We start from the raw sequence: 26,881 nt of genomic DNA on the forward strand, positions 1-26,881 counted from the left end.
ACGACTGGCTGGCGGCCTCCTGAGCGATTGCCCTCCCAGCCCCTAACTTCTTACGGTATCAATGTTTATCTATGTTCGAGCGGGGGCCGTGTCAGACACTAACCGAAATGGGTGCTTTGCTTGTCGGGTGGCACACGGCTTGATGCTTACGGCACGACGAGCAGTGCATTCGTCACCCGATTTTCTCAAGCCGCCACCGAGCAACTGAACTAGAATCGCGAGCGTCCAGGGCGCATGTCGAGAAATCCGGGTTACCAGGGAATCCGCCGCAAGCGCGAGCCTCAAGTGTTTTGGCTTCCGGCCTTGCGTGGCCTTTTTGAGAAGAGTGCATGGAGAGCAAACCGCCCAACGAGCAACAAGGATACCTGAAGCCGTACATGATTGCGGTCGTGTTGGTCGGTGCCGTCGCTTTGCTCCACACGCTTTCGGCCCTGCCCAGAGAGGCGCTCAATCAGCGCTATCTGCTGCTCGTCGCGGTGACGCTGATTGTCGGCTCGCGCATCACGGTTCACTTCTTCCGCTTTGATTCCTGCATCTCGCTATCCGACATCTTCATCTTTCTGTCGTTAATGATGTTCGACGGCGAGGCGGCCATCCTGTTGGCGGGGCTCGAAGGCTTTGTCTCCTCGCTGCGCATCACGAAAAAGAAACTCACCATGGCGTTCAACGCCGCCGGCATGCTGATTGCCACCTTCATCACCGTCAGGGCACTGCGGATATCCTTCGGCTCGATCACGGGGGTGATGCAGGAGGACTTCTCGTCGCGGCTCATCATGGTGACCTGTGTGATGGCGATTGTGCAGTACATCAGTAACTCCGGAGTGGTGGCCGTCGCCGGCGCTTTGCTGATCCGCCGGCCCTTCTGGGAGACCTACAAGAAACATTACGTCTGGACATCGATCACCCATCTGGCGGGCGCTTCGGCGGCCGTCATCACCATCAAGCTGATCCAGGCGATTGGCTTTTACGCGTTTATGGCGACGCTGCCGATTCTCTTCATCGTCTACTTCACCTACACGACTTACCTGAAGAGCGTCGAATCCTCAGCCGTGCAGGCCGAACAGGCCGAGCGCCACCTGAAAGAGATGCAGGCCAGTGAAGAGCGCTTTCGCAGCGCCTTCGACCTGGCGCCCATCGGCATGGCGCTGGTCGCGCCCGATGGCCGCTGGATGCAGGTCAACCAGTCGCTGTCAGAGATCGTCGGCTATAGCGAAGACGAGTTCAAGTGCATGAACTTCCAGACGATCACGCACGCTTCAGACTTGCAGGCGTTTATGCAGAACGTCACAGAGGTGCTCGAAGGCCGCACCCTGACCTGCCAGATGGAGAAGCGCTACTATCACAAGCAGGGTCATGAAGTCTGGGTGCTGGTCGGCGTTTCGCTGATCCGCGACTCGCAGAATCAGCAGTCGCATCTGATCTTTCAGATCCAGGACATCACCGACCGCAAGCGCGCCGAGCAACAACTGGTGCACGACGCCTTTCACGACGCGCTCACAGGGCTGCCGAACCGCGCCTGGTTTATGGAGCAGTTGCAGATGTCGCTCGACCGGGCGAAGAAGAAGCCCGAGCGGCTGTTCGCCATGCTGTTCCTGGACCTCGACCGCTTCAAGCTGATCAATGACAGCATCGGCCATCTGGTCGGCGATCAGTTGTTGATCGGCATTGCGCAGCGCCTGCGCCAGTGCGTGCGCCCGACAGACAAAGTCGCCCGCCTGGGCGGCGACGAGTTCACCATTCTGCTCGACGGCTTGCGCGACGAGCAAGAGGCCATTGATATCGCCGAGCGCATTCAGCGGCAAGTGTCGCAGCCGTTCGCCCTGAATGGCTACGAAACCTTTACGACCGCCAGCATCGGCATCTCGTTCTCGAACATCGGCTACGAGCGCGCCGAAGATTTCTTGCGCGACGCCGACACCGCCATGTATCAGGCGAAGTTCCTCGGCAAGGCGCGCCACGTCATCTTTGACAAAGGCATGCACGCGCACGCCGTCAACATGCTGCAACTGGAAACCGACCTGCGCCGCGCCATTGATCGTCACGAGTTCTTCATCCAGTACCAGCCCATCGTCTCGCTTGAGACCGGCAGGCTCTCCGGCTTCGAGGCGTTGATTCGCTGGCAGCACCCCGAGCGCGGCTTGATCCCGCCCGACAAGTTCATCGCCGTGGCCGAAGAGACCGGCTGCATCGTCTCAATCGGGCGCTGGGTGCTTTATGAAGCCTGCCGCCAGATGCAGCAATGGCACGAGGTTTATCAGTTGCGCGAGCCGCTGTTTGTCAGCGTCAACCTTTCGACCAAGCAGTTCTCGCAGGTCAATCTTTATGACGAGATCGTGCAGACGCTCTCGGCGACGCGGCTCGACCCGCGCGCCCTGAAACTGGAGATCACCGAGAGCATCGTCATGGAGAACATCGAGACCGTCAACGGCACGCTCGAACAGATTCGCGCCCTCGGCGTCGAAGTCAGCATGGACGATTTCGGCACCGGCTACTCGTCGCTTTCCTACCTGCACCGCCTGCCGATTGACACCTTGAAGATTGACCGCTCGTTCGTCACGCGCATGATCGAGAACAACGAAAACAAAGAGATCGTCCGCACGATCATCCTGCTGGCCCAGAATCTCGGAAAGCACGTCATCGCCGAAGGCGTCGAGACCAAGGAGCAGGTCGAAGTGCTGCGCGAGCTACGCTGTCACAGCGGCCAGGGCTACCTCTTCTCGCCGCCGCTTGGGGCGGATAAAGCCGACAAGATGATCGAGAGCATGACGAACTGGCAAGCGCGCGTGCCGGGCCTGTCCGAACTTTTCGACGAGAACAACTTCGGCCCCATCATCAGCAACTACTCGATGTAAGCGATTCGAGGCTGACAGCGCCGGCTGAATCGGTCGCAAGCAGTCGCTTCATAACGGCAGAAATTGAATCGTATCAATCCATTCTTCCGCTTCAGAGGCCTCCCACACTAAGAGCAATTCCTCAATCGCTTGGTTTGTCGGTAGGGACTGCGACAGGATGAAGACGCCAGGGCTGTGCTGAGTCGCTGAGAAGGTAACAAAATAAGGAAACATCGTCCGATGGTCGTGAGTCACGAGAATGCGGCCTTCGCGGGCCGCGACAGCTAGGACTTCTAAATCATCGAGGCCGCGCAACCCTGCATCATCAGCAGTCTGAAAGTCAATCTTCGGCTGTCGTCGCCGCAATGCCCGAACTATATTTTGATTGAAGTCGGCATCCGCTTGGAATCGAATTCTCATCGCTACGTCAAAGCAGGCTATGAAGAAGGGACGGTCTTTTGCTGTTTGTGCGCTATGAGCTTTTGATAGAGCAGCGGTTTCGTTTCACGCAACCTCTGACTCATCTGTTGGCGCAGTGCTTCAAATTCGGCGTCGCCTTGCCGAAGATACTCATCGATCTCTTCTTGATGCGCAAGGTAGAAGGCCAGCGCGCCATGCACTTGCTCCAGGGTCAGCAGCGGATAGCTGTCAACGACGCTTTCCGGCGAGAGGCCATTGAGCCAGGCATAGACGACTGAATCAAGCGACACGCGAGTGCCACTGATGCGGTACGCGCCTTCGACTTGTGTGACGTAATCTCTGCTCATATCTTAATCGTCCGCGTAAGTTGACTGCCTGACGCCATCGGCCTCTGGATGTCCGGCTTACCGTCATTGTATAGCGCGAATGCAAGGCTGCCAAGATAGATTGTTTCGCATCTTTCACACGCCATCTGGCTGCTTGCTTGACACCCGGAAAATGCGCTCCGTAGTATGGAGCCTATGGCTCAGACCGAACGCAAGCGGCTCTTTCTGATTGATGGGATGTCGCAAATCTACCGCGCCTACTACGCCATCCGCGGCCTCTCCAACTCGCAAGGTCAGCCGACGAATGCCGTCTACGGCTTCACCATGACGCTCAGGCGGCTCATCTCTCAAGAGAAGCCCGATTACCTTGGCGTCGCCCTTGACTCGCCGGAGCCGACCTTTCGCCACGAAAGCTTTGAGCGCTACAAAGCGACGCGCGGCGCGATGCCCGATGACCTGTCGGCGCAGATGCCTTACCTGCTGCGCGTCTGCGAGGCGCTGCGCGTGCCCATCACCCGCGAGCCCCGATACGAAGCTGACGACATCATCGGCACGCTCGCCAAGAAGGCCGAAGCGCAAGGGCTCGACGTCATCATCGTCACCAACGATAAAGACATGTGCCAGCTGGTTACCGACCATATCAAAATTCTGCGCACCGAGCGCAACGGCATGATGGGTTTGCTCGACCGCGAAGGGGTCAAGGAGCGGCTCGGCGTCTGGCCCGAACAGGTCGTTGATCTGCTCGGCCTCTGGGGCGACCAGTCGGATAACATTCCCGGCGCGCCCGGCGTCGGCGAGAAGGGCGCCCAGCAGATCATCGAGCAGTTCGGCTCCATCGAAAACGCCCTGGCGCACGCCGGCGAAATCTCGCGCAAGACCTATCGCGAGAGCTTGCAGAACAATCAGGAACTGATTCGGCAATCGCGCGAGCTGGCGCGCATCCACTGCGAGATGCCAATCGAGCTGGACCTTGAGGCGCTGGTTTATGAAGCGCCCGACCGCCGCGCCGCTTACGAGCTGTTTTCCGAGATGGAGTTCGCGCAACTGACACGCGAGTTCGCCGACGCCGCCACCGCCGAGGCGGTCGCGACCGTCGCGTCGCGCAAGGCGGGCCAGCCGCGCTACGTGCGCATCGAGACCCGCGCTGAGCTTGAAAAGTTCATCCGCTCGCTTTACGCGCTCGACCGCTTCGCGCTGGCGATGGCCGAGCGCGCCAAAGGCCCGGTCTACGGCATGGCTCTCTCGACGGCGCAGATGAACGCCGCGCTCATCGATTTCGAGAAGATCGAAGGCGCGTTGCCGCTAATCAAAGAGGCGCTCGAAAACGGCTTGATCCAGAAAGCGATTCACGACTGGAAAGGCGCGCTGACGTCGCTGCACCGCTACTGCTGTGACGCCACGCCCGCGCCGACGGATAAGGCAACTGTAAAGAAGATTACAGAGGGCGCGATGCAGGATTTCGCGCCCGAAGTGCGCATCGAAGGCGTCGAAGACGACACGCTGCTTGCGGCCTACTTGCTCGATCCGAATCGCGCCAGCCACCGCATCCTCGAAGTGGCGCGCGAATTTCTCGGCATCGAGATCGCCGAAACCATTGATGGCTTCGACGCGGACGACGCCCGCGCCCTGCAAGCGGCAGACTTGACCTTTCATCTCGCCGACGTGCTGCGCGCCCGGCTCGAAGAGAAAGAGCTGGAGCGCGTCTATACCGAGATCGAATTGCCGCTCGTCGAAATTCTCTTCGAGATGGAGCGCATCGGCGTGCGCATAGACACGCGGGCGCTCGCCGACGCCGGGCAAGAGATGGAGCAGGAGCTTCAGCGGCTGACGGCGAAGATTTATGAGCTGGCCGGCCAGGAGTTCAACATCAACTCGACGGTGCAGCTCGGCGAGGTTTTCGAGAAGCTCAACTTCGATGTCGGGCGCAAGACGAAGACCGGGCGCATCTCGACTTCGGCGGACGTGCTGGAAGAACTGGCCGCCAAGTACGAGCTGCCGCGCTTGATCCTGGAATACCGCGAGATCGCCAAGCTCAAGAGCACCTATGTTGACGCGCTGCCGCGCCTGATCGATCCGCGCACGGGCCGTGTGCATACGACGCTCAATCAAGCGGTGACGGCTACGGGAAGGTTAAGCAGCACGAACCCCAACCTGCAAAACATCCCGATCCGCAAAGAATCGGGCCGCCGGATTCGCGCGGCGTTTGTCGCGTCGCCGGGCTACGTCCTGATGTCGGCGGATTATTCGCAGATCGAGCTGCGAATCTTTGCTCACCTGACGGGCGATCCTGAGATGACCGACGCCTTCTTGAAGGGCGAAGACATCCACGCGCGCACGGCGCGGCTGGTCTTTGGCGCGAAGACCAAACAGGAAGAAAGCGAAGCGCGGCGGCTGGCGAAGATCGTCAACTTCGGCGTCGCCTACGCGGTCGGCGCTTTCGGGTTGGCGGCGCGCACGGGGCTGTCGCGGGCCGATGCGAAGCGCACGATTGACAATTACTACGAAACCTTCAAAGGCGTGCGCCGCTACATGGAAGAGATTCCCGCCGAGGTGCGCGAGACCGGTTTTGTGCGCACCGCCTTTGGTCGCATTCGCCCGATCCCCGACATCAATAATAAGAATCACAATCTGCGGGCGCGCGCCGAGCGCGAAGCGATCAACGCGCCGATTCAGGGGACGGCAAGCGACATTGTGAAGATGGCGATGGTGCGCGTCCATCGGCGCTTGAGAAAAGAGAAGCTCGGCGCACGCATGATCCTACAAGTCCACGACGAGCTGTTGTTGGAAGTGCCCGAAAAGGAAGTCGAGCGCACGACCGCAGCGGTGCGCGAAGAGATGGAGCGCGTCTATCAGCTCACGGTGCCGTTGGTCGTTGACATCGGGACAGGGTGCAACTGGCTCGAAGCCAAGCCGTAGTCATAAGCGCACCTGCCAACTTAAGGCAGCGCGAAGGCGATGACGGCGTCGCCGCGTTTGGTGCCGAGCTTGCCGTGACCGCCGGCGCAGATGACGACGTACTGCTTGCCGCCAATCTCATAGGTCATCGGCGCGGCCTGAGCGCTCGCCGGCAGCTCAGCTTTCCACACCTCCTTGCCGGTTTCTACATCAAAGGCGCGCAGGTAAGTGTCCATCGCCGCCGCGATGAAGACGAGACTGCCTGCCGTCACCACCGCGCCGCCGAGATTGAGCGAGCCCCACTCGCTCGCCTTTGGAAACATGCCGAGCTGCGGAATCATGCCGAGCGGCACTTCCCAGCGCAAAGCGCCGGTCGCCGCGTCAACTGCCGAGAGCGCCCCCCACGGCGGCGCATTGCACGGCGCGCCACTCGGGCTGACAAACGGCTCGCGGTACATCGCGTAAGGCGTGCCCTTCTGCTGAGCGAACTCGCCCTTCAGGCGCTCGCCTTCGTGCGAGGCGCGCATCCGTGTGTATTCGTCACGCGGGATCAAGCGCGCCACGGTCGCCAGACGATTCGTGTTGACGATGATCAGATTGCGCGCCGCGTCATAAGCCATGCCGCTCCAGTTCATGCCGCCGACGTTGCCAGGAAAGATCAACGTGCCTTCGATACTCGGCGGCGTGAAAACGCCCTCCGAGCGCAGCTTCTTGAGGCGCTCGCGGCAGGCTTCTTTGTCGGCAGGCGTTAATCCCCAAACATCATCGGGCGTCAGGCGTTGCGGCACGACCGCATGCGGCAGGGTAGGGAAGGGCTGCGTCGGCGAGCTCTGTTCGCCCGCTACATCGGTTTGCGGCACGCGGCGCTCTTCGACCGCAAACAAGGGCTTGCCGGTGTCCCGGTCGAGCAGGAAGAGGTGGCCGATCTTGGTGCCAACCGCGACCGCATCCACACGGCTGCCCCGGCGCTTGATCGTAATCAACATCGGCTGCGCCGCGACGTCGTAATCCCACAGGTCGTGATGCACGACTTGAAAATGCCAGGCGACCTGGCCGGTGGCGGCGCGCAAGGCGACGACCGAGTTGGCGTAATGATTATCACCTTTGCGCTCGCCGCCATAAAAATCCGGGCTCGGGCTGCCGGTCGGCACAAAGACCAGACCGCGCCGCGCGTCTACCGAGATAATTGACCAGGCGTTGGCCGCGCCGGTGCGCGTGGCGCTCTCGCCCTGCCAGCTCTGGCGCGCCGGGTCTTTGCCGTCTTTAGGAATCGGGTCCCAGCTCCAGCGCAATTGCCCCGTGCGGGCGTCGTAAGCGCGGACGACGCCGCGCTCGATCTCGACGCCGCGGTTGTCGCCGATGGACGAGCCGACGATTAACAGATCACCGATCACTGCTGGCGGCGAAGTCACCTGATAATTACCGCGATCCGTCAGCCGCACATCACGCGTCAGATCAACCTGCCCGTCATTGCCAAAGTCCTTGCAAGGCTGGCCGGTCGCCGCGTCGAGCGCGATCAATCGCGCATCAATCGTCGCGACAAAGATGCGGCGCTGCCCATTGCGGCTTTCGCGCCACGTCGAGACGCCGCGCGAAGTGACCTCCGAGTAGCTGCCCGCCGGGTTGACCTTCGGGTCGTACGTCCAGCGCTCGGCGCCCGTTTGCGGGTCGAGCGCGACGACGCGGTTGAACGGCGTGCTCAGATACAAAACGCCGTCAACCAGAATCGGCGTCGCCTCAAAGGCCGACTTGCGCCCCGCCGAAGTCTCAGGAATCGCGCCGGTGTGATACGTCCAGGCGACGCGCAGTTGATTGACGTCGTTGCGGGTGATCTGCGCGGCGGGTGAGAAGCGCGAGCCGCCGGCGTCGCGCCCGTATGCCGGCCACTCGTCTTTGGGCTTCTGCTGGCCACATACGGCTACAGGAGTCAAGCTCAACAATAAACCGGCGGTCAGCGTCAGCGCCGCGACAGTGCGCCGCCCGTGGGTCAACCATCGCTTTTCTAATCCCTCACTCATTGCGTCCCTTCCTATACGGCTGCGATCATCCACATTGCCGGATGCCAGACCATCTTACTTCGGCTTGCGATAGGTGACGCGCCATACCTTCATCGCGCCGTCGTCGGTGATGAGCATCGAGCCGTCTTTTAAAACCAGCAGACCGACGGGCCGGCCCCAGACTTCGGGGCGGTCTGCGCCGAGCATCCAGCCGGTCAGAAAATCGTCGTAGCCGCCGACCGGCTTGCCACTTTTATCAAAGTGGATGCGCACGATCTTGTAGCCGGTGCGCGGCTCGCGATTCCACGAGCCATGCAGCGCCACAAAGGCGTCGCCGCGATACTCTTCGGGAAACATCTTGCCTTCGTAAAAGGTCAGGCCGAGCACCGCCGAGTGCGCTTGAATCAAGACGTCGGGCACGACGGTCTTCTTCACCAGCTCGGGCTGCTCGCCTTTGCGGCGCGGGTCTTCGTGCGGGCCGGTGTAAGCATAGGGCCAGCCGTAAAACGCGCCATCGGTGATCGATGTCACATAGTCCGGCACCAGATCGTTGCCGATCAAATCGCGCTCCTGCACGGCGGCCCAGAGTTGCCGTGTGCGCGGGTTCCAACCCAGACCGATGGGGTTGCGCGTGCCGCTCGCAAAGATGCGCTGGCCGCTGCCGTCGGGATTGAACTCAGAGATGGCGGCGCGCATCGGCTCTTCGCCGGCATCCACATTCGTCTTCGAGCCGACCGTGACATAGAGCTTCGAGCCGTCGCCATTGAAGATCAAATTGCGCGTCCAGTGCTCGCGGTAACCGTTGCCGGGCAGGTCGGCGACTTTTTCGGGCGCGCCTTCGGCTTTCGTCTGGCCGGCTTTGTACTTGAAGCGGATGACGGCGTTGTTGTTGCCGACGTAGAGATAATCTTTCCAGAAAGCCATGCCGAACGGCGCATTGAGCCCCTCGGCAAAAACAAACCGCTGGTCTACGGTGCCATCGCCATTCGCGTCGCGCAGGATGCTGATGCGCTTGCCTTCGGATTCGGCGACAAAGACATCGCCATTCGGGGCGAGCGCCAGCCAGCGCGGGCGGTCGAAATTGCCTTCGGCATAGGTCGAAACCTCGAAGCCGGGCGGCAAGGTGAGCCGCGCATCAGCCGGCTTCGAGACGACGCGCGATGGATTGACCGGCCCTCTCAGCACCTCGGGCGGCGGCAGGTCGGCAACCTTGATGTCGTAATGCCGCAACTCGTTGGGCAATTCCGCGGGCAACGGCGAGCGCTTCGATGCCGACTGCGCGCAGGCTAGCGAAGCCGTTATGAGAAGCAGACTAATCAAAATCGCGGCGTGGCGCGTCAGGCGGGTGACGGCTGCAACATTCATTTTCAATCTCATGGATTCAGCTCCAGCGTTAGCAAAGATCCCTGTCCGTCCACAGGCGGCATCGCCGCCCGCATCATTTTCTCATCATGCTTTCTGCTTGTATAATGCCATTATGCAGAAGCGACAGATCGGCGTCGAGGTACTGGTGAAAGACCATTTCTGGAACGAGACGCATGGGCGCTACGTCTATGCCTATGATTGTCCCGCCTGTGGACAGGCGAAGCTCGTCGCCGAGCTAGGCATCCATCGCTGCGATTGCGGCTCGTGGCTGATCGTCACCAATCAGCGTTAGCGGCGGCGTTCATTCTTCGCCGCTATCGCTGGCCTTGAGCCGGAAGAAGACTTCCATCGTCACCTGGTATTCGATCTGGCCATCGCGCAAAGCGCCGCGCTGGTCGCGAATCTCGAACCAGCGCAGCTCATTAATGGTCTGCTGGGCGCGCTCGATGGCGACGCGAATCGCTTCGCTGAAACTCTCGTTCGACGTTCCCACTACGGTCACGCCTTTGTACACGCCGTCTGCCATAATCATTCCTCCTATAAAGATAGTGACAAGTGACGAGTGACAAGTGACAAGAAAGAAGTGATGAGTAATGAGTGAGAGAGCGTTGCAGCAATACCGACACGCTCTTGTCACTTGTCACTCTTTCCTTGCCGTGCCGCGATAGAGGCTGCCGATGATGCGCGGCAGGCCGGGCATCACATCGCGCGCCAGCCGGTCTATGGTCAGGCCGGCGCTGGTTATCAGCTCGTCAATCTGCCGATTGAGATGACAGCCGCAAGCGATGACTTTTTGAATCGGGTTGAGCCGCTGCTGCCACCTGGCAATGCGCGCGTCGTCGCTCAGCCCATGTTCGAGAAAGACCATCAGGCCCGTTGGCTTGAGGACGCGGCGCATCTCAAAGAGCGCCGCCGCCACATCGGCAATCGTGCAGAGCGTGAAGGTCGTCACCACGCCGTTAAAGTGGTCATCGGCAAAAGGCAACCGGCCGCTGGCGTCGAGATACATCTTGTCAACCGGCATCCGTGCGGCGGCAATGCGATTGGCGACGCGGCTGGCGAGCATGCGTTCAGGATCAATGATCGTCAGGTGGCTGACCGTTTCAGGGTAATGCGGCAGATTCAGGCCCGTGCCGAAACCGATCTCCAGCACCCGCCCCCGAAGCGGCTCAAGCGTTGCCCGCCGGTAACGACTGACTTCATCGCCGCGCAACAAGACATCGAGCGCGCGCGGGAAGATCTGTCGTGAATAAAAGCCCATCGCTCACCTTGCCAGTGAGCCAATACTTTACAACGGCGGCGGCAGCTTAGAGAAGGTGCGAAGGCCCGATTATCCTAAAGGTTTTCTTTTTGTTGCGGCCCTTGATAGGGCGGCGCGGGTTCAGATAGACTCATTACAGACGGTCGAATCCAGACTGCTGACGAGTGCCCTTGCGAGAATCTACGGGAGAGAATTCATGATGCCTTTTGTTCGGGCGATCACCGCCTGCCTTGCTCTATTGCTCTTTGCCGCGACCGGCGGCGCGCAGACGTTCGACGTCAAGACGCAGACGCTCAAGAACGGCATGAAGATTCTTGTGCAGGAAGATCATTCGATCCCGAACGCGACGCTTTACGTCTTTTACCGCGTCGGCTCGCGCAACGAGCGCCCCGGCACGACCGGCCTGTCGCACTTCTTCGAGCATATGATGTTCAACGGCGCGAAGAAATACGGCCCGGGCCAGTTCGACCGCGTCATGGAGGCCGCCGGCGGCAGCAACAATGCCTATACCAACAATGACGTGACCGTCTATCAGGACTGGTTCCCAAGCTCGCAGCTTGAGCTGATGTTCGACCTCGAAGCCGACCGCATTCAGAATCTCGCCTTCGACCCGAAGATCATCGAGAGCGAGCGCGGCGTCGTCGCCAACGAGCGCCGGCTGTCGGTCGATAACGACAACTTCGGCACGCTCTCCGAGCAACTCCAGGCGACCGCCTACACGGCGCACCCGTACCAGTGGCCTGTGGTCGGCTGGATGGTTGACATCGAAAACTGGAAGATGGAAGACCTGCGCCATCACTTCGAGATGGGCTACTCGCCGTCGAATGCGACGATGGTCGTCTGCGGCGATGTCAGCGCCGATCAGGTCTTCGCGCTGGCAAAGAAATACATTGAGCCGATCCCGTCGCACGCGCCGCCGCCGCCGGTGACCACGCAAGAGCCCGAACAGCAGGGCGAGCGCCGTCTGGTCGTCAAGAAGTTCGCGCAGTTGCCGCTGCTGATAGTCGGCTATCACGTGCCGCAGACGGCGAGCAATGAGTATTACGCTTTGCAGGTCTTGCGAACGATTCTCTTTTCGGGGCAAAGCTCGCGGATGTACCAGCGGTTAGTGGATAAAGATCAACTGGCGATCAGCATCACTTCAGACATGGAGTTTGCTTTCGACCCGACGCTCGTGCTGGTCACGGCGCAGCCGAAGGCCGGCGTCGCCACCGAAGCGGTCGAGCGCGCCATCTATGACGAGTTTGACAAAGCGCGGGCGCAGCCGGTCAGCGATCAAGAGATCGCCAAAGCCAAGAACATCCTGCTGGCCAACTTCTACCGCGAGATGAAGACGATCAACGGGCGCGCCAACACGCTTGGCAGCTACGAAGTCTTCTTCGGCGATTATCGGAAACTTTTCAACGCCGTGCAGGAATATAACAAAGTGACCGCAGACGACGTGCGGCGCATCGCGGAAAAATACTTTGGCGACAAGAACCGCACCGTCGCGACGCTCGTGCCGGAAGCCGAAGAGAAGAAATAGGGAAGAAGAATTCATGAAGCGATTGCTCACGCTTTTATTCGTCATTGCGATTGCCACGTCCGGCAGCGCGCCGGTGCGCGCCGCCGATGGCGCGCTCAAGCTGCCGCCTTTTAAGAAGGTCAAACTGCCGAACGGCCTGACCCTCATGTTGATGGAGCAGCACGAAGTGCCCATCATCAGCTTCAACTTTGTCATTCGCGCCGGGGCGGTTGCAGACCCGGCAGGCAAAGAGGGGCTGGCGGCGCTCACCGCCGGATTGCTGCGCAAAGGCACGCGCTCGCGCAGCGCCGACCAGATTGCCGCGGAGCTGGATTTCATCGGCGGCACGCTGAACACCTCGGCGACCTATGATGACTCGAACGGCGCGGCGGAGTTCGTCAAGAAAGACATCAATAAGGGGCTCGACCTGCTCGGCGACGTGCTGCTCAATGCGACCTTCCCGCAGGACGAAGTCGTCAAGCTGCTCAAGCAGCGCGCCGACGCCATCAAAGCCGCTAAGGATGAGCCGCAAGCGGTGATCGGCAATTACTTCAACGCCTACCTCTACGGCAATCACCCGTACGCGCGGCCCGTCGGCGGCGACGAGCGGACGCTGGCGGCGATCACCCGTGATGACGTGGTGAAGTTCTATCAAACCTACTACACCGCGCCTAACGCGATTCTCGCCGTCGTCGGCGATTTCAACACCGCGGAGATGCAGCAGGCACTCACGGACAAGTTCGGCTCGTGGAGCGGCAAGGCGACTGCCCCGGCGAGCGTGCCTGAGCCGCAGCCATTCGCCGGCAAGAAGCTGTTGCTGATTGACAAGCCCGACGCGACACAGACGTTTTATCAGATCGGCAACGTCGGCATCAGCCGCACCAACCCCGACCGCGTTTACATTCAGGTCATCAACACGCTGTTCGGCGGGCGCTTCACCTCGATGCTCAACAGCGCCCTGCGGATTCAGAGCGGCCTGACTTACGGGGCGCGCTCGACCTTCAACCAGTTGCGCGCCGCCGGGCCGTTTGCCATGTACACCTACACGCCGAACGCGACGACCGAAAAAGCGATGGACATGACGCTCGATGTCTTGCGGCGGCTGCACGACAAAGGCATCACCGAAGAAGAATTGAAATCGGCCAAGAGTTATATGAAAGGCCAGTTCCCGCCGACTATCGAAACCAGCGACCAGTTAGCGGCGCTGCTGGCGCAGTTGGAATTTTACGGGCTTGATGAAAGCGACGTGAATAACTATTACGCCAAGATCGATTCGATGACGATGCAGGACGCGCAGCGCGTCATCAAGCAATATTTTCCGGCGGATAATCTGGTCTTCGTGCTGATCGGTAAAGCTGGCGATATTCAGAGCGTGGTCAAGAAGTACGCCACGCAGTTCGATACGAGATCGATCAATCAGCCGGGATTTTGAAACCGCTTTGTCGCGTTTCAATGACGCGACGGCAGAATGATCCCCTTTGGAAAAGATGAAAAAGCTCCCAGCTATCGCGATCCTATTCGCCCTTATGATTTCGCCGCTCGGCCTGTATGCCGATGACGGAATGTGGACCTTCGATAACCCGCCGCGCAAGCAGTGGAAAGAGAAGTATGACTTCGCGCCTGCGGACGCCTGGCTCGATCATGTGCGGCTGGCCAGCGTGAGATTGAACGACGGCGGCAGCGGCGCATTCGTGTCACCCGATGGCTTGCTGATGACCAACCAGCATGTCGCCAGCGGCCAGTTGCAGAAAGTCTCGACCAAAGAACGCGACTACACCAAAGAAGGTTTTTACGCGCGCACCGCCACCGAAGAGTTGAAATGCCCCGACCTGGAAATCAATGTGCTGGTGGCGCTCGAAGACGTCACCGCCCGCGTCCGTGGCGCGGCCAAGCCGAATGCTTCCGACAGAGAGGCCAACCAGCAGCGCAAAGCCGAGATGGCGGCGATTGAAAAAGCCTCCGCCGAAAAGACCGGCCTGCGCAGTGAAGTCGTGACGCTTTACAGCGGCGGCGAGTACTGGCTCTATCGTTATAAAAAATACACCGATCTGCGGCTGGTCTTTGCCGCCGAAGAGCAGATCGCGTTCTTCGGCGGTGACCCCGACAACTTCACCTACCCGCGTTATGACCTCGACGTCGCTTTCTTCCGCGTTTATGAAAACAATCAGCCGCTCAAGACCGAGCATTATTTCAAATGGTCGGCAAGCGGGCCTGCGGACGGCGAGTTCGTCATTGCCAGCGGCAACCCCGGCTCGACGGCGCGGTTGTTGACGCTGGCGCAGATTCAGTACCAGCGCGACGCCGGCAACCCGCTACAGATGCAGACCTGGACATCGCGGCGCGATGCGTTGGTGAATTATGCGAAGCGCGGCCCGGAGCAGGCGCGGCAGGCCGGCGCCGGATTGCGCTCGCTGAACAATTCGCTCAAGCGCCTGGTCGGCCAGCAGGAAGGCTTGAACAACCCGCGGCTGATGGCCAAAAAAGAGGCCGAAGAGAAAGCCCTGCGCGATGCGGTCGCCGCGAATGCCGAGTGGCGGCAGAAGTACGGCGACGCCTGGGAGCAGATCGCCGCCGCTTATCGCGACCTGCCGCGGATGGCGCGGCGGCAGGCGTTCACGACGCTTGAGCCGTCGCGGCTCGGCAAGATCGCTTCGACCCTCGTGCGTTATGGCGACGAGGTCGGCAAGCCGAACAATCAGCGCTATGACGAGTTCCGCGACTCGAAGCTCGAATCGTTAAAGTTCACACTCTTTTCGCCGGCACCGGTTTACGCTGAGATGGAAGAGGCGATCATTGCCGCGTGGCTTGAAGAGGCGCAAAAAACGCTTGGAGCCGACGACCCGTTCATCCGCGCCGCCTTGCAAGCCTCGACGCCGGCAGCCGTCGCCAAAAGCGTGGTTGCCGGGACAAAGCTCGCGGACGTTGCGACGCGCAAGGCGCTCTTTGAAGGCGGCGCGGCAGCCATCGCCAAATCCGACGACCCGCTGATTCAACTGGCGCGGCGTGTCGAGCCGATCATCCGTGAGCTGCGCGCCTGGAACGAAGAGCGGATTCAGAGCGTCGAAGCGAGCGCCGGCCAGCGCATCGCCGCGGCGCGCTTTGCCGCATACGGCAAGACCGTGCCGCCGGACGCGAATTTCACGTTGCGCCTGAGCTATGGCCGTGTGCTCGGCTACGAAGAAGACACCACCTTCGTGCCCTACAAGACGACGCTTTATGGCCTCTATGATCGCGCCCGCAGCTTCGACGAGAAGCCGCCCTACGATCTGCCGCGCCGCTGGCAGGAAGGCGAAACGAAGCTGAATCTGGCGACGCCGTTGAACTTCGCCTACTCAGCGGACACCATCGGCGGCAACTCCGGCAGCCCGGTCATCAACCGCAACGCCGAGATCGTTGGTCTCAACTTCGACAGCAATGTGCAAAAGCTGTCGAACCGTTACTGGTACATCGAAGAGAACGAAGGCAGCCGCGCCGTCGCCGTGCATAGCGCCGCAATCATCGAGGCGCTGCGCAAGCTGTATGGCGCCGAGGCGCTCGCCAGAGAGATCACTGGCCGTTAAGAGAATCGAACCTTGCCCTTTGGCGTGACGTAAACGGTATTTGGCCTTGCCCAGTACGCCATATTTCGATTTTCTTTGCAGTCACAACCCACGCAGTGGAGCCGCTTGAAAGGAGTCGTCTGATGACCAGAGTGTTCGCGCTCGCCCTGTTGTTGCTTGCGCTGTCAATTTCTTCGTTTGCTCAAAGTGCAACCCCAACCTTATTTCAAAAGCCGACGGTAAACCGTACACACATCGTTTTTGTCTACGCCGGCGACCTGTGGATCGTGCCGCGCGAGGGCGGCGATGCCAAGCGCCTGACGGTAGGCGTCGGCACCGAAACCGACCCGCACTTTTCGCCCGACGGCTCGATGGTCGCTTTCACGGGCCAGTACGATGGCAACACGGATGTCTACGTCGTGCCGACGGCGGGCGGCGTGCCGCGGCGGCTGACCTACCACCCGGACAGCGACCACGCCGTGGGCTGGACGCCGGACGGCAAGCAGGTGCTGTTCGCATCGGGCCGCAACAGCACATCGAATTACGCGCGACTCTTCACCGTCGCCCTCGATGGCGGCGGGCTGCCCGCGGAATTGCCGCTGCCGGTCGCCTCCTTCGGCGCGTTTTCAGGCGACGGCTCGGCCATCGCTTACGAGCCGCTCAGCCAGTGGCAGCCTGACTGGAAGAATTATCATGGCGGCCAGACCATGCCGATCTGGGTGGCACGCCTCGCGGATTCGTCCGTCGAAAAGCTGCCGCGCGAAAACTCGAACGACCGTTACCCGATGTGGATCGGCGATAAGATTTATTTCTTGTCGAATCGGTCGGGCGCGGTGACGCTGTTCGCTTACGACACCAAGTCGAAGAAGGTTGATGAGCTGATTAAGAACAGCGGGCTCGATTTCAAGTCGGCGTCGGCGGGGCCGGGGGCGATAGCCCTCGAGCAGTTCGGCACGATTCAACTGTATGACCTGAAGAGTGGCAAAGCGAGCCCGGTCAATATCCGCGTCAACAGCGACCTGCTCGGCCTGCGCCCGCACTTCGAGAAAGTCGGCAACCGTATAACGAATGCCGCCATCTCGCCGACGGGGGCGCGCGCCGTCTTTGAAGCGCGCGGCGAAATCCTTAGTGTGCCCGCCGAGAAAGGCGGCCCGCGCAACCTGACCAACACCACTGCGGTGATGGAGCGTGACCCGTCGTGGTCGCCCGATGGCCGCTGGATTGCTTACTTCTCAGACGAGTCGGGCGAATACGAGTTGCACCTCCGCGACCAGCGCGGCACCGGCGACGTGAAGAAGATCAAGCTGCCGGCGACCTTTTACTATTCGCCGACCTGGTCGCCCGATAGCAAAAAGATCGCGCTCTACGATCATCAACTGACGCTCTGGTACATCGATCTCGATAAAGGCACGCCGGTCAAGATTGACCGCAACCCAATCGGCATGAGCAACGACGTGCTGGTGCCTGTATGGTCGCCCGACAGCAAGTGGGTGGCTTATGCCAGGCACTTGCCGAATCTGCTGCGCGCCATCTTCATCTACTCGCTCGATAGCGGCAAGGCGAGCCAGATCACCGACGGCCTGAGCGACGCGCGCTACCCGGCGTTTGATCGCAGCGGCAAGTATCTTTACTTCACGGCCAGCACCGACCTGGGGCCGCAGATCAGCTTCGCCGACCTGTCGGCCTTCGGCTCGCAGGTGACGCGCAGCGTCTATGCCGTCGTGCTGCGCAACGATCTGCCGTCGCCGCTGGCGCCCGAAAGCGACGAAGAGAAAGTCCAGCCGGAAAAGAAAGACGAGGCGGCTCCTGCCACTCCCGCCGCCCCCGCGGGCGACAAGAAGCCGGGCGATCAGCAGCCCGAAGAGAAGAAGCCCGATGCCGCGCAAGGCCCGGCTGCCGGCGGCCCGCCCGCCAAGAAAGCAGTCGAGCCTGTGCGCATTGACCTCGACGGCATTGACCAGCGCACCATCGCGCTGCCCATCCCGGCGCGCAACTACGTTGACCTGCAAGCCGGCAAAGGCAACCTGATTTACCTCGTCGAAGCGCCGGCGCAGGCGGGCGATGGCTTCGGGCCGCCATCGCTCACCGTGCAAAAGTATGACTTCGACAAGCGCAAGTTCGACAAGGCCATTGATGGCGTCGGCGCTTTTCAGGTCTCGGCCAATGGTGAGAAGGCGCTCTACCGCCAGGGGCCGAACTGGGTCATCGGCTCGACGGCGACCCTCGGCCAGCCGATGCCGCCCGGCGCGCCCGGCGGGCCGAACATCCTGAGGCTCGCCGACATGGAAGTCCACGTTGACCCGAAGGCCGAGTGGAAGCAGATGTACCACGAAGTCTGGCGCGGCGAGCGCGACTTCTTCTATGACCCGAACCTGCATGGCCTCGATTTGCGGGCGACCGAAAAACTCTACGAGCCTTACCTGAGCGCCGTCGCCCACCGCGCCGACCTGAACTACCTGTTCACAGAGATGCTCAACAATCTGACCGTCGGCCACATGTTCATCTTTGGCGGCGACCTGCCGCGCCCGGACTTCGTGCCCGGCGGCCTGCTCGGCTGTGATTATAAGGTCGAGAATGGCCGCTACCGGTTTGCGCGCGTCTTCAACGGCGAGAACTGGAATCCGCAATTGCGCGCGCCGCTCACACAGCCCGGCGTCAACGTCAAAGCCGGCGAATACCTGCTCGCCGTCGGCGGGCGCAACCTGACGGCTGCCGAGAATGTCTATCAAGCGTTCGAGAGCCGTGCGGGCAAGCAGGTGGTCATCAAAGTCGGGCCGAACGCCGACGGCTCCGGGTCACGCGAAGTGACCGTGGTGCCGGTCGCCGACGAGGACGGCTTGCGCCACCTGGCCTGGGTCGAAGGCAATCGCCGCAAGGTTGACCAGTTGAGTGATGGTAAGCTGGCTTACATTTATATCCCGAACACGGCGGGGGCCGGCTACACCAGCTTCAACCGCTACTTCTTCGCGCAGACCAACAAGGAAGGCGCGGTCATAGACGAACGCTTCAACGGCGGCGGCGCGCTCGCCGATTACGTTGTCCAGCACCTGACCCGCCAGTTGCTCAGCTACATTCACTTCCGCTATGGCACGCAGGACGTGCCGGTGCCGGCGGGCGCGATCTATGGCCCGAAGGCGATGTTGATTAACGAAATGGCCGGCTCGGGCGGCGATGCCATGCCGTGGTACTTCAAGAAGACGGGCGTCGGGCCGCTGGTCGGCAAGCGCACCTGGGGCGGGCTGGTGGCGGCATTCCCGGCGCCGCAGTTGATGGACGGCGGCGGCGTCACCGCGCCCGACGCAGCCGTCTACGGGCTCCAGGGTGAATGGGAAGTCGAGAATCACGGCGTCGCCCCCGACATCGAAGTCGAGATGGACCCGGCGGCGTGGCGGCAGGGCCGCGACCCGCAACTGGAGAAAGCCGTCGAGTACCTGATGAGCGAGCTCAAGAAGAACCCGCAGCAGAAACCGAAGCTGCCGGCTTATCCCAACTATCACAATGGCGCTGCCTCGTCAGGGAATAAATAGGCCGAACGCGTAATGTGTAATTCCGCAGCCCGCTGAAGCGGGCTTGCCCGCAGGGCAGCTAGGCCAGCCGTTTTACGGCTGGTTCATCGCGGCAGATAAACCGGAAGCCCGTTTTAACGGGCTTACCCAACCGGCTTGAGCCACCTGCAACCGCGTGGCTCAAGCCGCGGAGAGAAGGACGCTGAAGCGCCCTCCGATCTTTTCACTGCATCGCCAACCAGCGCTAGAATCGCTGGCCTAATTGCCCTGCGGGCAAGCCCGCTGAAGCGGGCTGCGGATTTGCTGTACTCAAGGAGACTCAGATATGAAAAAAGTATTACTCTCTCTTCTCTTCATGATCGCACTGACGGCGGCGGCGCTGGCGCAATCCAACAACAAGCCGCTGTTGATGCGCTATCCGACTGTCAGTCAGACGCAGATCGCCTTCTCGTACGCCGGCGACCTGTGGACGGTGCCGCGCGAAGGCGGCGAGGCGACGCGGCTGACGAATGGCGTGGGGAACGAAACCAGCCCCATCTTTTCGCCCGATGGCCGCTGGATTGCCTTCACCGGCGAATATGACGGCAACGTCGACGTCTACGTCGTGCCGGCCACAGGCGGCGTGCCGAAGCGTTTGACCTATCACCCCGGCCCCGATAGCGTCGTCGGCTGGACGCCGGACGGCAAGCAGGTGCTGATGGTGTCAGGCCGCGATAGCGCTTCGGGCCGCTATGCGCGCCTCTTTACGATGCCGATTGATGGCGTCTTCCCGACGCCGCTGCCGCTGCCGATGGGCTACGAAGGCGCATATTCGCCCGACGGCTCGCACCTGGCTTACGTGCCGCTGCCGCGCGGCTTCAACTCGTGGAAGCATTATCGCGGCGGCATGACGACGCCCATCTGGATCGCCAATCTCGCCGACTCGCAGGTCGAAAAACTGCCGCGCGACAATTCCAACGACTTCAACCCGATGTGGGCCGGCAACAAGATTTACTTCCTTTCCGACCGCAATGGCTCAATTACCCTGTTCGCTTACGACACGGGCGCGAAGAAGGTCGAGCAACTGGTCCGCAACGACGGCCTCGACATCAAGACGGCCAGCCTGGGGCCGGACGCCATCGTCTATGAGCAGTTCGGCTCGTTGAACCTTTACGACATGAAGAGCGGCAAAGCCCGCAAGGTCAACGTCACGATCAACGCCGATATGCTGGCAGTGCGCCCGCACTTCGAGAAGGTCGGGACGCGCATCGGTAGCGCGGCGATCTCGCCGACGGGGGCGCGCGCCGTCTTTGAGGCGCGCGGCGAAATCCTTAGTGTGCCCGCCGAAAAAGGCGACCCGCGCGACCTGACCAACACCACTGCGGTGATGGAGCGCGACCCGGCGTGGTCGCCCGATGGTCGCTGGATCGCTTACTTCTCAGACGAGTCGGGCGAATACGCCCTGCACCTGCGCGCCCAGAATGGCATGGGTGATGTGAAGAAGATCAACCTCGGCAGCCGCGCCTTCTACTACTCGCCGGTGTGGTCGCCCGACAGCAAGAAGATCCTCTACACAGACAATCACCTCAACCTCTGGTACGTTGACGTCGAGAAAGGCACGCCGGTCAAGGTCGTGACCTCGACGCGCGGCAGAGGATTCTACCCGTCGTGGTCGCCTGACAGCCGCTGGATCGCCTACACCATGCCGGTGGAGTCGTGGTATGGCGCGGCCTTCATCTACTCGCTCGAAGAGAGCAAGAGCACACAGATCACCGACGGCATGAGTGACGTGACCCTGGCCGAGTTCGACCGCAGCGGCAAGTATCTTTACTTCACGGCAAGCACAGACATCGGCCCGGCGGTCTTCGGCTTCGACATGACGAGTTACCCGCACCGCCCGACGCGCAGCGTCTATGTCGCTGTGCTGCGCAAGGATTTGCCGTCGCCGCTGGCGCCCGAAAGCGACGAAGAGAAAGTCCAGGAAGAGAAGAAAGACGGCGACAAGCCCGCCGACCCATCCATCGATAAAAAAGACGGCGCGGCCAGTCAGGCCGGCGAGAAGCCTGCCGGCAACCCGCAAGCCGCCGGCGCAAAGCCCGCCGGCAAGAAACAGCCGGAGCCTGTGCGCATCGACTTTGACAAGATCGGCCAGCGCATCCTGGCGCTGCCCATCCCGGCACGCAACATCATCGGCCTGGCGGCGGGCAAGCCCGGCACGCTATTCGTGGTCGAATTCTCGCCGCCTGCCGTGCAGACGCCGGGCGCGCCCGTGGGTGCGACCGTCAGCAAGTTCGACATGGAGAAGCGCAAGCTCGACAAGGTGCTCGACAACGTCAGGGGCCTGGACCTGTCGGCCAATGGCGAGAAGATGCTTTACCGGCAGGGCCAGAACTGGTTCATCGCCTCGGTGGCGACGCTCGGCCAGCCGCTGCCGCCGGGCGCGCCCGGTGCGCCGAGCATGCTCAAGACCGCTGAGATGGAAGTCCACGTTGATCCGAAGGCCGAGTGGAAGCAGATGTACCACGAAACGTTCCGCGTCGAGCGCGACTTCTTCTACGATCCGAATTACCACGGCCTCGACCTGCAAGCGGCCGAGAAGCGGTACGAGCCGTACCTCGATTCGCTGACGCATCGGGCCGATTTGAACTACCTGTTCCAAGAGATATTCGGCGACCTGACCGTCGGTCACCTCTACGTTTCGGGCGGCGACATTCCCAATCCCAACCGCGTTGCCGGCGGCCTGCTCGGCTGCGACTACGCGATAGAGAATGGGCGCTACCGCTTCGCGAAGATTTACGATGGCGAGAACTGGAATCCCGACCTGCGCGCGCCGCTCACACAGCCCGGCGTCAACGTGCAGGAAGGCGAATACTTGCTCGCCGTTGGTGGGCGCAACGTGACTGCAAGCGACAACCTCTACGCCTTCTTTGAAGCGACGGCGGGCAAGCAAGTGGTCATCAAAGTCGGGCCGAACGCCGACGGCTCCGGGTCACGCGAAGTGACCGTGGTGCCTGTGCCGAGCGAAAGCGGCCTGCGCAACCTCGCATGGGTCGAAGGCAATCGCCGCAAGGTCGAGAAGATGAGCAACGGCAAGCTGGCCTATGTCTGGCTGCCCGACACGGCGGGCGGCGGCTACACCAACTTCAACCGCTACTACTTCTCGCAGCTTTACAAAGATGGCGCGGTGATTGACGAGCGCTTCAACAGTGGCGGGCAGGCGGCGGATTATGTGATCGATTATCTGCGCAAGCCGCTGAACAGCTACTGGGCGGTGCGCGACGGCGAAGACTTCCGCCAGCCGTTCGGCACCATGCCTGGCCCGAAGGTGATGCTGGTGAATGAGTACGCCGGTTCGGGCGGCGATTACATGCCGTGGATGTTCCGCCGCGCCCAGATCGGGCCGCTGATCGGCAAGCGCACCTGGGGCGGGCTGGTCGGCATCGGCGGCACGCCGTCATTGATGGACGGCGGCGCTGTGACCGCGCCGAACTTCGGCTTCTACTCGCCCGAAGGCAAGTGGGAAATCGAGAATCACGGCGTCGCTCCCGACATCGAAGTCGAGATGGACCCGGCGGCGTGGCGGCAGGGCCACGACCCGCAATTGGAGAAAGCCGTCGAGGTGCTTCTCGAATCGTTGAAGAAGAACCCGCCGCCGCCGCACACCAAGCGCCCGCCATACCCGAACTATCACAATGGCAAGCCGCAGGATGCGAGCAAGTAGACCGCGCCTCCGCATGGAGTCCTGCCTTCGGGTGGGACTCCATGCGACCTGCACCCAAGGAGACTCCGTATGAAAAAAGCTATCTTTCTTGTGCTCCTCATCCTCGGCATGGCGAGCGCCGCTCTGGCGCAGGGCGATAAGCCGATGCTTTTCCGCCAGCCGACTCTGAGCCAGACACATATCGTTTTTGTCTTCGCCGGTGACCTGTGGATCGTGCCGCGCAGTGGCGGCAGCGCCGAGCGGCTGACCACAGGCGTCGGCGTTGAAGTGACGCCGATCTTTTCGCCCGATGGTTCCATGATCGCCTTCACCGGCCAATATGATGGCAACCTGGATGTCTACGTCGTGCCGGCCACGGGCGGCGTGCCCAAGCGGCTGACTTATCATCCCGACCCCGACGTCGTGACCGGGTGGACGCCCGACGGCAAGCAGGTCGCCTTCCTCTCGCCGCGCAATAGCGACACCTTTTATAACCGTTTGTTTACGGTTCCCGTAGACGGCGGCTTCCCGACCCAGGTGCCGCTGCCGATGGTCGAGCAGGCGTCTTATTCGCCCGACGGCACACGCCTGGCGTACATGCCGCTGGCGCCGGCCTTCCAGCAGTGGAAGCATTATCGCGGCGGGCGGACGACGAAAATCTGGCTGGCGCGGCTTGCGGATTCGAGCGTCGAAGAGATTCCGCGCAGCAACTCGAACGACTTCGACCCGATGTGGGTCGGCGATAAAGTTTACTTCCTCTCTGACCGCAATGGCCCGATCACGCTCTATGCGTTCGACACGCGCACGCGCCGCGTCACGCAAGCGATCACCAACAACGGCTTGGACATCAAGTCAGCAGCGGCGGGGCCGGGCGCTATCGTCTATGAGCAGTTTGGCTCGCTGCACCTCTACGACCTGGAGTCGGGCAAGGCCGAGCGCGTCAACATTCAACTGGCCAGCGACCTGCCCGGCGTGCGCCCGCATTACGACAAGGCGGCGCCGCGCATCATGGCCGCGGGCATCTCGCCGACCGGCGTGCGGGCCGTCTTTGAAGCGCGCGGCGAAATTCTGACGACGCCGGTAGAGAAGGGCAATGCGCGCAACCTGACCAATACGCCGGGCGTCATGGAGCGCGACCCGTCGTGGTCGCCGAACGGCAAGTGGATCGCTTACTTTTCTGACGAGTCGGGCGAATACGCCCTGCACCTGCGCGACCAGACAGGCATGGGCGAAGTCAAAAAGATCAGCTTCGGCAGCGCGGCGTCGTTTTACTATTCGCCGATCTGGTCGCCCGATAGCAAGAAGATCGCTTTCACTGACAAGCGGCTCAACCTCTGGTACCTGGAGATCGATAAGGGCACGCCGGTCAAAGTCGACACCAACACTTTTGATAATCCCTTCGCGGTGCTTGACCCGTCGTGGTCGCCTGATAGCCGCTGGATCGCTTACACGCGGCAGTTGAAGAACCGTTTGTGCGCCGCCTTCATCTACTCGCTCGATACGGGCAAGTCACAGCAGGTGACCGATGGCCTGAGTGACGTGCGCTATGCGGTCTTTGACCAGAGCGGCAAGTACCTCTACTTCACCGCCAGCACCAACATCGGCCCGACGACGGGCTGGCTCGACATGTCGAGCTTCTCGTATCAGGTGACGCGCAGCGTCTACGTCGCGGTATTGAAGAAAGACCAGGCGTCGCCGCTCGCGCCCGAAAGCGACGAGGAGAAGATTCAAGACGACAAGAAAGCCGATGGCCCGCCGAAGCCCGGCGCTAAGAAAGAGCCGGACCCCGTGCGCATCGATTTCGACGGCATCGGCCAGCGCATCCTGGCGCTGCCCATCCCGGCGCGCAGCTACGCCGACATGAGGGCGGGCAAGGCCGGCATGGTCTTCCTTCTCGAAGAGGTGCCGCAGGTTGGCGCCGGCGGCCCGCCGGGCAACGTCCTGCACCGCTTCGATATGGAGAAGCGCAAGTTCGAGAAGGTGATCGAAGGCGTCGGCATGTTCGCGGTCGCGGCCAACGGCGAGAAGATTCTCGTTGGCCAGGGGCCGCCGCTGCCGCCGGGCGTGCCGATGATCGGCTATCGCTTCCAGGTCATCCCCGCCGCGCAGCCGCCCAAGCCCGGCGAAGGCGGCGTCAACACCGCCGAGATGGAAGTCTACGTTGACCCGAAGGCCGAGTGGAAGCAGATGTACCACGAGGCATGGCGCGTGCAGCGCGACTTCTTCTACGATCCGAACTATCACGGGTTGGATCTGGCGGCGACCGAGAAGAAATACGAGCCGTATCTGGAAGGCATCGCGCACCGCGCCGATTTGAATTACCTGTTCGCAGAGATGCTCGGCAATATGTCGGTCGGGCACCACTTCACCTTCGGCGGCGACGTTCCGCAAGCGCCGCAGGTTCGTGGCGGGTTGTTGGGGTGCGACTACGCGATTGAGAACGGCCGTTACCGCTTCGCCCGCATCTTCAATGGCGAGAACTGGAACCCCGGCTTGCGCGCGCCGCTGACGCAGCCCGGCGTAGACGTTCGCCAGGGCGAATACCTGATCGCCGTCAACGGGCGCAACCTGACGGCGAGCGATGATGTCTATGCCGCCTTTGAAGGCACGGCGGGCAGGCAGGTGGTCATCAAAGTCGGGCCGAACGCCGACGGCTCTGGGTCACGCGAAGTCACCGTGGTGCCGGTAGGCAACGAGGGCGGCCTGCGCAATCTGGCCTGGATCGAAGGCAACCGCCGCAAGGTGGCCGAGCTTTCGGGCGGGCGCGCGGCTTATGTCTATCTGCCGAACACGGCGGGCGCGGGCTACACCAACTTCAACCGCTACTACTTCTCGCAGATTGATAAGCAGGCGGCGGTGATTGACGAGCGTTTCAACGGCGGCGGCTCGGCTGCCGATTATATGATCGATTACATGAAGCGCACGTTGATGAACAAGTGGGCGACGCGCGAGGGCGAAGACTTCGTGACGCCCGTAGGCGCGATCTTCGGGCCGAAGGCGATGATCATCAACGAGTACGCCGGCTCGGGCGGCGACGCCTTGCCGTGGTACTTCCGCGAGGCGAAGATCGGGCCGCTGGTCGGCAAGCGCACCTGGGGCGGGCTGATCGGCATCTACGGCTATCCGACGCTGATGGATGGCGGCCAGGTGACCGCGCCGCGCGTGGCGTTCTACAACTTGAAGGGCGAGTGGGAAGTCGAGAATAGCGGCGTCGCGCCCGACCTCGACGTTGATCTCGACCCGAAGGCGTGGCGTGCCGGGCACGATTCGCAGCTCGAAAAAGCTGTCGAAGTCGTGATGGCGGCGCTCCGTCAGAACCCGCCGGCGAAGTATCGCAAGCCGGCGTACCCGAACTTCTACAGCGCCGCGGGCCGTGCCGCCGCGCCGACGCCGTCGGCGCGCGCCAGGGTGACGAAGCGCAAGCCCGCGGCGAAAGCCAACTAGAGCGGTTCTTAATTGTGGGTGCCGTGTAGCGCAATCTGTTAGATTGCGCGAGTCACAGCGCAATCTAACAGATTGCGCTACACCCGATTGACTATCACTCTAAAGACATCAGCC

Annotated in this window: 15 protein-coding genes; 9 read left to right on the forward strand and 6 right to left on the reverse strand. The window is 61.6% G+C overall.

The window, feature by feature from the left end:
* Positions 1-329: 329 nt before the first annotated feature.
* Positions 330-2,852, forward strand: coding sequence for an EAL domain-containing protein (locus tag VJ464_08620; GenBank protein HKQ05179.1), 2,523 nt, complete (start codon positions 330-332; stop codon positions 2,850-2,852).
* Between the two features lie 48 nt (positions 2,853-2,900).
* Here the strand turns inward: VJ464_08620 and VJ464_08625 are convergent, their stop codons facing one another.
* Both VJ464_08625 and VJ464_08630 read right to left on the reverse strand, forming a co-directional pair.
* Entirely contained in the window at positions 2,901-3,251 is a 351-nt protein-coding gene (locus VJ464_08625; protein HKQ05180.1) for a DUF5615 family PIN-like protein, read from the reverse strand.
* A 17-nt stretch (positions 3,252-3,268) separates the two neighbouring features.
* Positions 3,269-3,598 carry a DUF433 domain-containing protein gene (locus VJ464_08630; protein HKQ05181.1) on the reverse strand — a complete coding sequence of 110 codons (330 nt, stop codon included), beginning with the start codon at positions 3,596-3,598 and terminating at the stop codon, positions 3,269-3,271.
* 174 nt (positions 3,599-3,772) lie between these two features.
* Here VJ464_08630 and polA point away from each other — a divergent pair, with 174 nt between their 5' ends.
* Complete coding sequence (gene polA, locus VJ464_08635; GenBank protein HKQ05182.1) at positions 3,773-6,493, forward strand: DNA polymerase I; 2,721 nt, start codon at positions 3,773-3,775, stop codon at positions 6,491-6,493.
* Between the two features lie 20 nt (positions 6,494-6,513).
* Here polA and VJ464_08640 read toward each other — a convergent pair whose 3' ends face one another.
* Entirely contained in the window at positions 6,514-8,490 is a 1,977-nt protein-coding gene (locus VJ464_08640; protein ID HKQ05183.1) for a pyrroloquinoline quinone-dependent dehydrogenase, read from the reverse strand.
* A 54-nt stretch (positions 8,491-8,544) separates the two neighbouring features.
* The gene (locus VJ464_08645) at positions 8,545-9,834 is read right to left on the reverse strand and encodes a sorbosone dehydrogenase family protein (GenBank protein ID HKQ05184.1); all 1,290 of its coding nucleotides are present in this window, start codon (positions 9,832-9,834) and stop codon (positions 8,545-8,547) included.
* A 112-nt stretch (positions 9,835-9,946) separates the two neighbouring features.
* Between VJ464_08645 and VJ464_08650 the strand changes: the two genes are divergently transcribed.
* On the forward strand, positions 9,947-10,126 hold the full coding sequence (locus VJ464_08650) for a hypothetical protein (GenBank protein ID HKQ05185.1): 180 nt from the start codon (positions 9,947-9,949) through the stop codon (positions 10,124-10,126).
* 9 nt (positions 10,127-10,135) lie between these two features.
* Here the strand turns inward: VJ464_08650 and VJ464_08655 are convergent, their stop codons facing one another.
* The gene (locus VJ464_08655) at positions 10,136-10,360 is read right to left on the reverse strand and encodes a dodecin (protein HKQ05186.1); all 225 of its coding nucleotides are present in this window, start codon (positions 10,358-10,360) and stop codon (positions 10,136-10,138) included.
* A 114-nt stretch (positions 10,361-10,474) separates the two neighbouring features.
* Positions 10,475-11,095, reverse strand: a complete 621-nt coding sequence (locus VJ464_08660; protein ID HKQ05187.1) for a methyltransferase domain-containing protein — start codon at positions 11,093-11,095, stop codon at positions 10,475-10,477.
* A gap of 196 nt (positions 11,096-11,291) precedes the next feature.
* On the opposite strand from VJ464_08660, the gene VJ464_08665 reads away from it, so the two are divergent.
* From VJ464_08665 to VJ464_08690, 6 genes are all read left to right on the forward strand, one after another.
* Positions 11,292-12,620: a pitrilysin family protein gene (locus tag VJ464_08665; protein HKQ05188.1), complete on the forward strand. Its 1,329-nt coding sequence runs from the start codon at positions 11,292-11,294 to the stop codon at positions 12,618-12,620.
* Positions 12,621-12,633: 13 nt separating this feature from the next.
* Positions 12,634-14,031 (forward strand): pitrilysin family protein, encoded by a 1,398-nt coding sequence (locus VJ464_08670; GenBank protein ID HKQ05189.1) that lies wholly within the window; start codon positions 12,634-12,636, stop codon positions 14,029-14,031.
* A 55-nt stretch (positions 14,032-14,086) separates the two neighbouring features.
* The gene (locus VJ464_08675; GenBank protein HKQ05190.1) at positions 14,087-16,159 is read left to right on the forward strand and encodes a S46 family peptidase; all 2,073 of its coding nucleotides are present in this window, start codon (positions 14,087-14,089) and stop codon (positions 16,157-16,159) included.
* 122 nt (positions 16,160-16,281) lie between these two features.
* Positions 16,282-19,665, forward strand: coding sequence for a PDZ domain-containing protein (locus tag VJ464_08680; protein HKQ05191.1), 3,384 nt, complete (start codon positions 16,282-16,284; stop codon positions 19,663-19,665).
* A 304-nt stretch (positions 19,666-19,969) separates the two neighbouring features.
* A complete protein-coding gene (locus VJ464_08685) occupies positions 19,970-23,344 on the forward strand; it encodes a PDZ domain-containing protein (protein ID HKQ05192.1) in 3,375 nt (1,124 codons plus the stop codon).
* Positions 23,345-23,413: 69 nt separating this feature from the next.
* A complete protein-coding gene (locus tag VJ464_08690; protein HKQ05193.1) occupies positions 23,414-26,767 on the forward strand; it encodes a PDZ domain-containing protein in 3,354 nt (1,117 codons plus the stop codon).
* The last annotated feature ends 114 nt before the right edge of the window (positions 26,768-26,881 follow it).

The organism is Blastocatellia bacterium (genome assembly GCA_035275065.1).
Classification (GTDB): Bacteria; Acidobacteriota; Blastocatellia; order UBA7656; family UBA7656; genus DATENM01.

Coding starts and splice junctions, on each gene's coding strand:
- VJ464_08660 (HKQ05187.1), bottom strand. CDS start 11,095: ATGGGCTTTTATTCACGACAGATCTTCCCGCGCGCGCTCGATGTCTTG.
- VJ464_08650 (HKQ05185.1), top strand. CDS start 9,947: ATGCAGAAGCGACAGATCGGCGTCGAGGTACTGGTGAAAGACCATTTC.
- VJ464_08645 (HKQ05184.1), bottom strand. CDS start 9,834: ATGAATGTTGCAGCCGTCACCCGCCTGACGCGCCACGCCGCGATTTTG.
- VJ464_08690 (HKQ05193.1), top strand. CDS start 23,414: ATGAAAAAAGCTATCTTTCTTGTGCTCCTCATCCTCGGCATGGCGAGC.
- VJ464_08680 (HKQ05191.1), top strand. CDS start 16,282: ATGACCAGAGTGTTCGCGCTCGCCCTGTTGTTGCTTGCGCTGTCAATT.
- VJ464_08665 (HKQ05188.1), top strand. CDS start 11,292: ATGATGCCTTTTGTTCGGGCGATCACCGCCTGCCTTGCTCTATTGCTC.
- VJ464_08625 (HKQ05180.1), bottom strand. CDS start 3,251: ATGAGAATTCGATTCCAAGCGGATGCCGACTTCAATCAAAATATAGTT.
- VJ464_08640 (HKQ05183.1), bottom strand. CDS start 8,490: ATGAGTGAGGGATTAGAAAAGCGATGGTTGACCCACGGGCGGCGCACT.
- VJ464_08675 (HKQ05190.1), top strand. CDS start 14,087: ATGAAAAAGCTCCCAGCTATCGCGATCCTATTCGCCCTTATGATTTCG.
- VJ464_08655 (HKQ05186.1), bottom strand. CDS start 10,360: ATGGCAGACGGCGTGTACAAAGGCGTGACCGTAGTGGGAACGTCGAAC.
- VJ464_08670 (HKQ05189.1), top strand. CDS start 12,634: ATGAAGCGATTGCTCACGCTTTTATTCGTCATTGCGATTGCCACGTCC.
- VJ464_08620 (HKQ05179.1), top strand. CDS start 330: ATGGAGAGCAAACCGCCCAACGAGCAACAAGGATACCTGAAGCCGTAC.
- VJ464_08685 (HKQ05192.1), top strand. CDS start 19,970: ATGAAAAAAGTATTACTCTCTCTTCTCTTCATGATCGCACTGACGGCG.
- VJ464_08630 (HKQ05181.1), bottom strand. CDS start 3,598: ATGAGCAGAGATTACGTCACACAAGTCGAAGGCGCGTACCGCATCAGT.
- polA (HKQ05182.1), top strand. CDS start 3,773: ATGGCTCAGACCGAACGCAAGCGGCTCTTTCTGATTGATGGGATGTCG.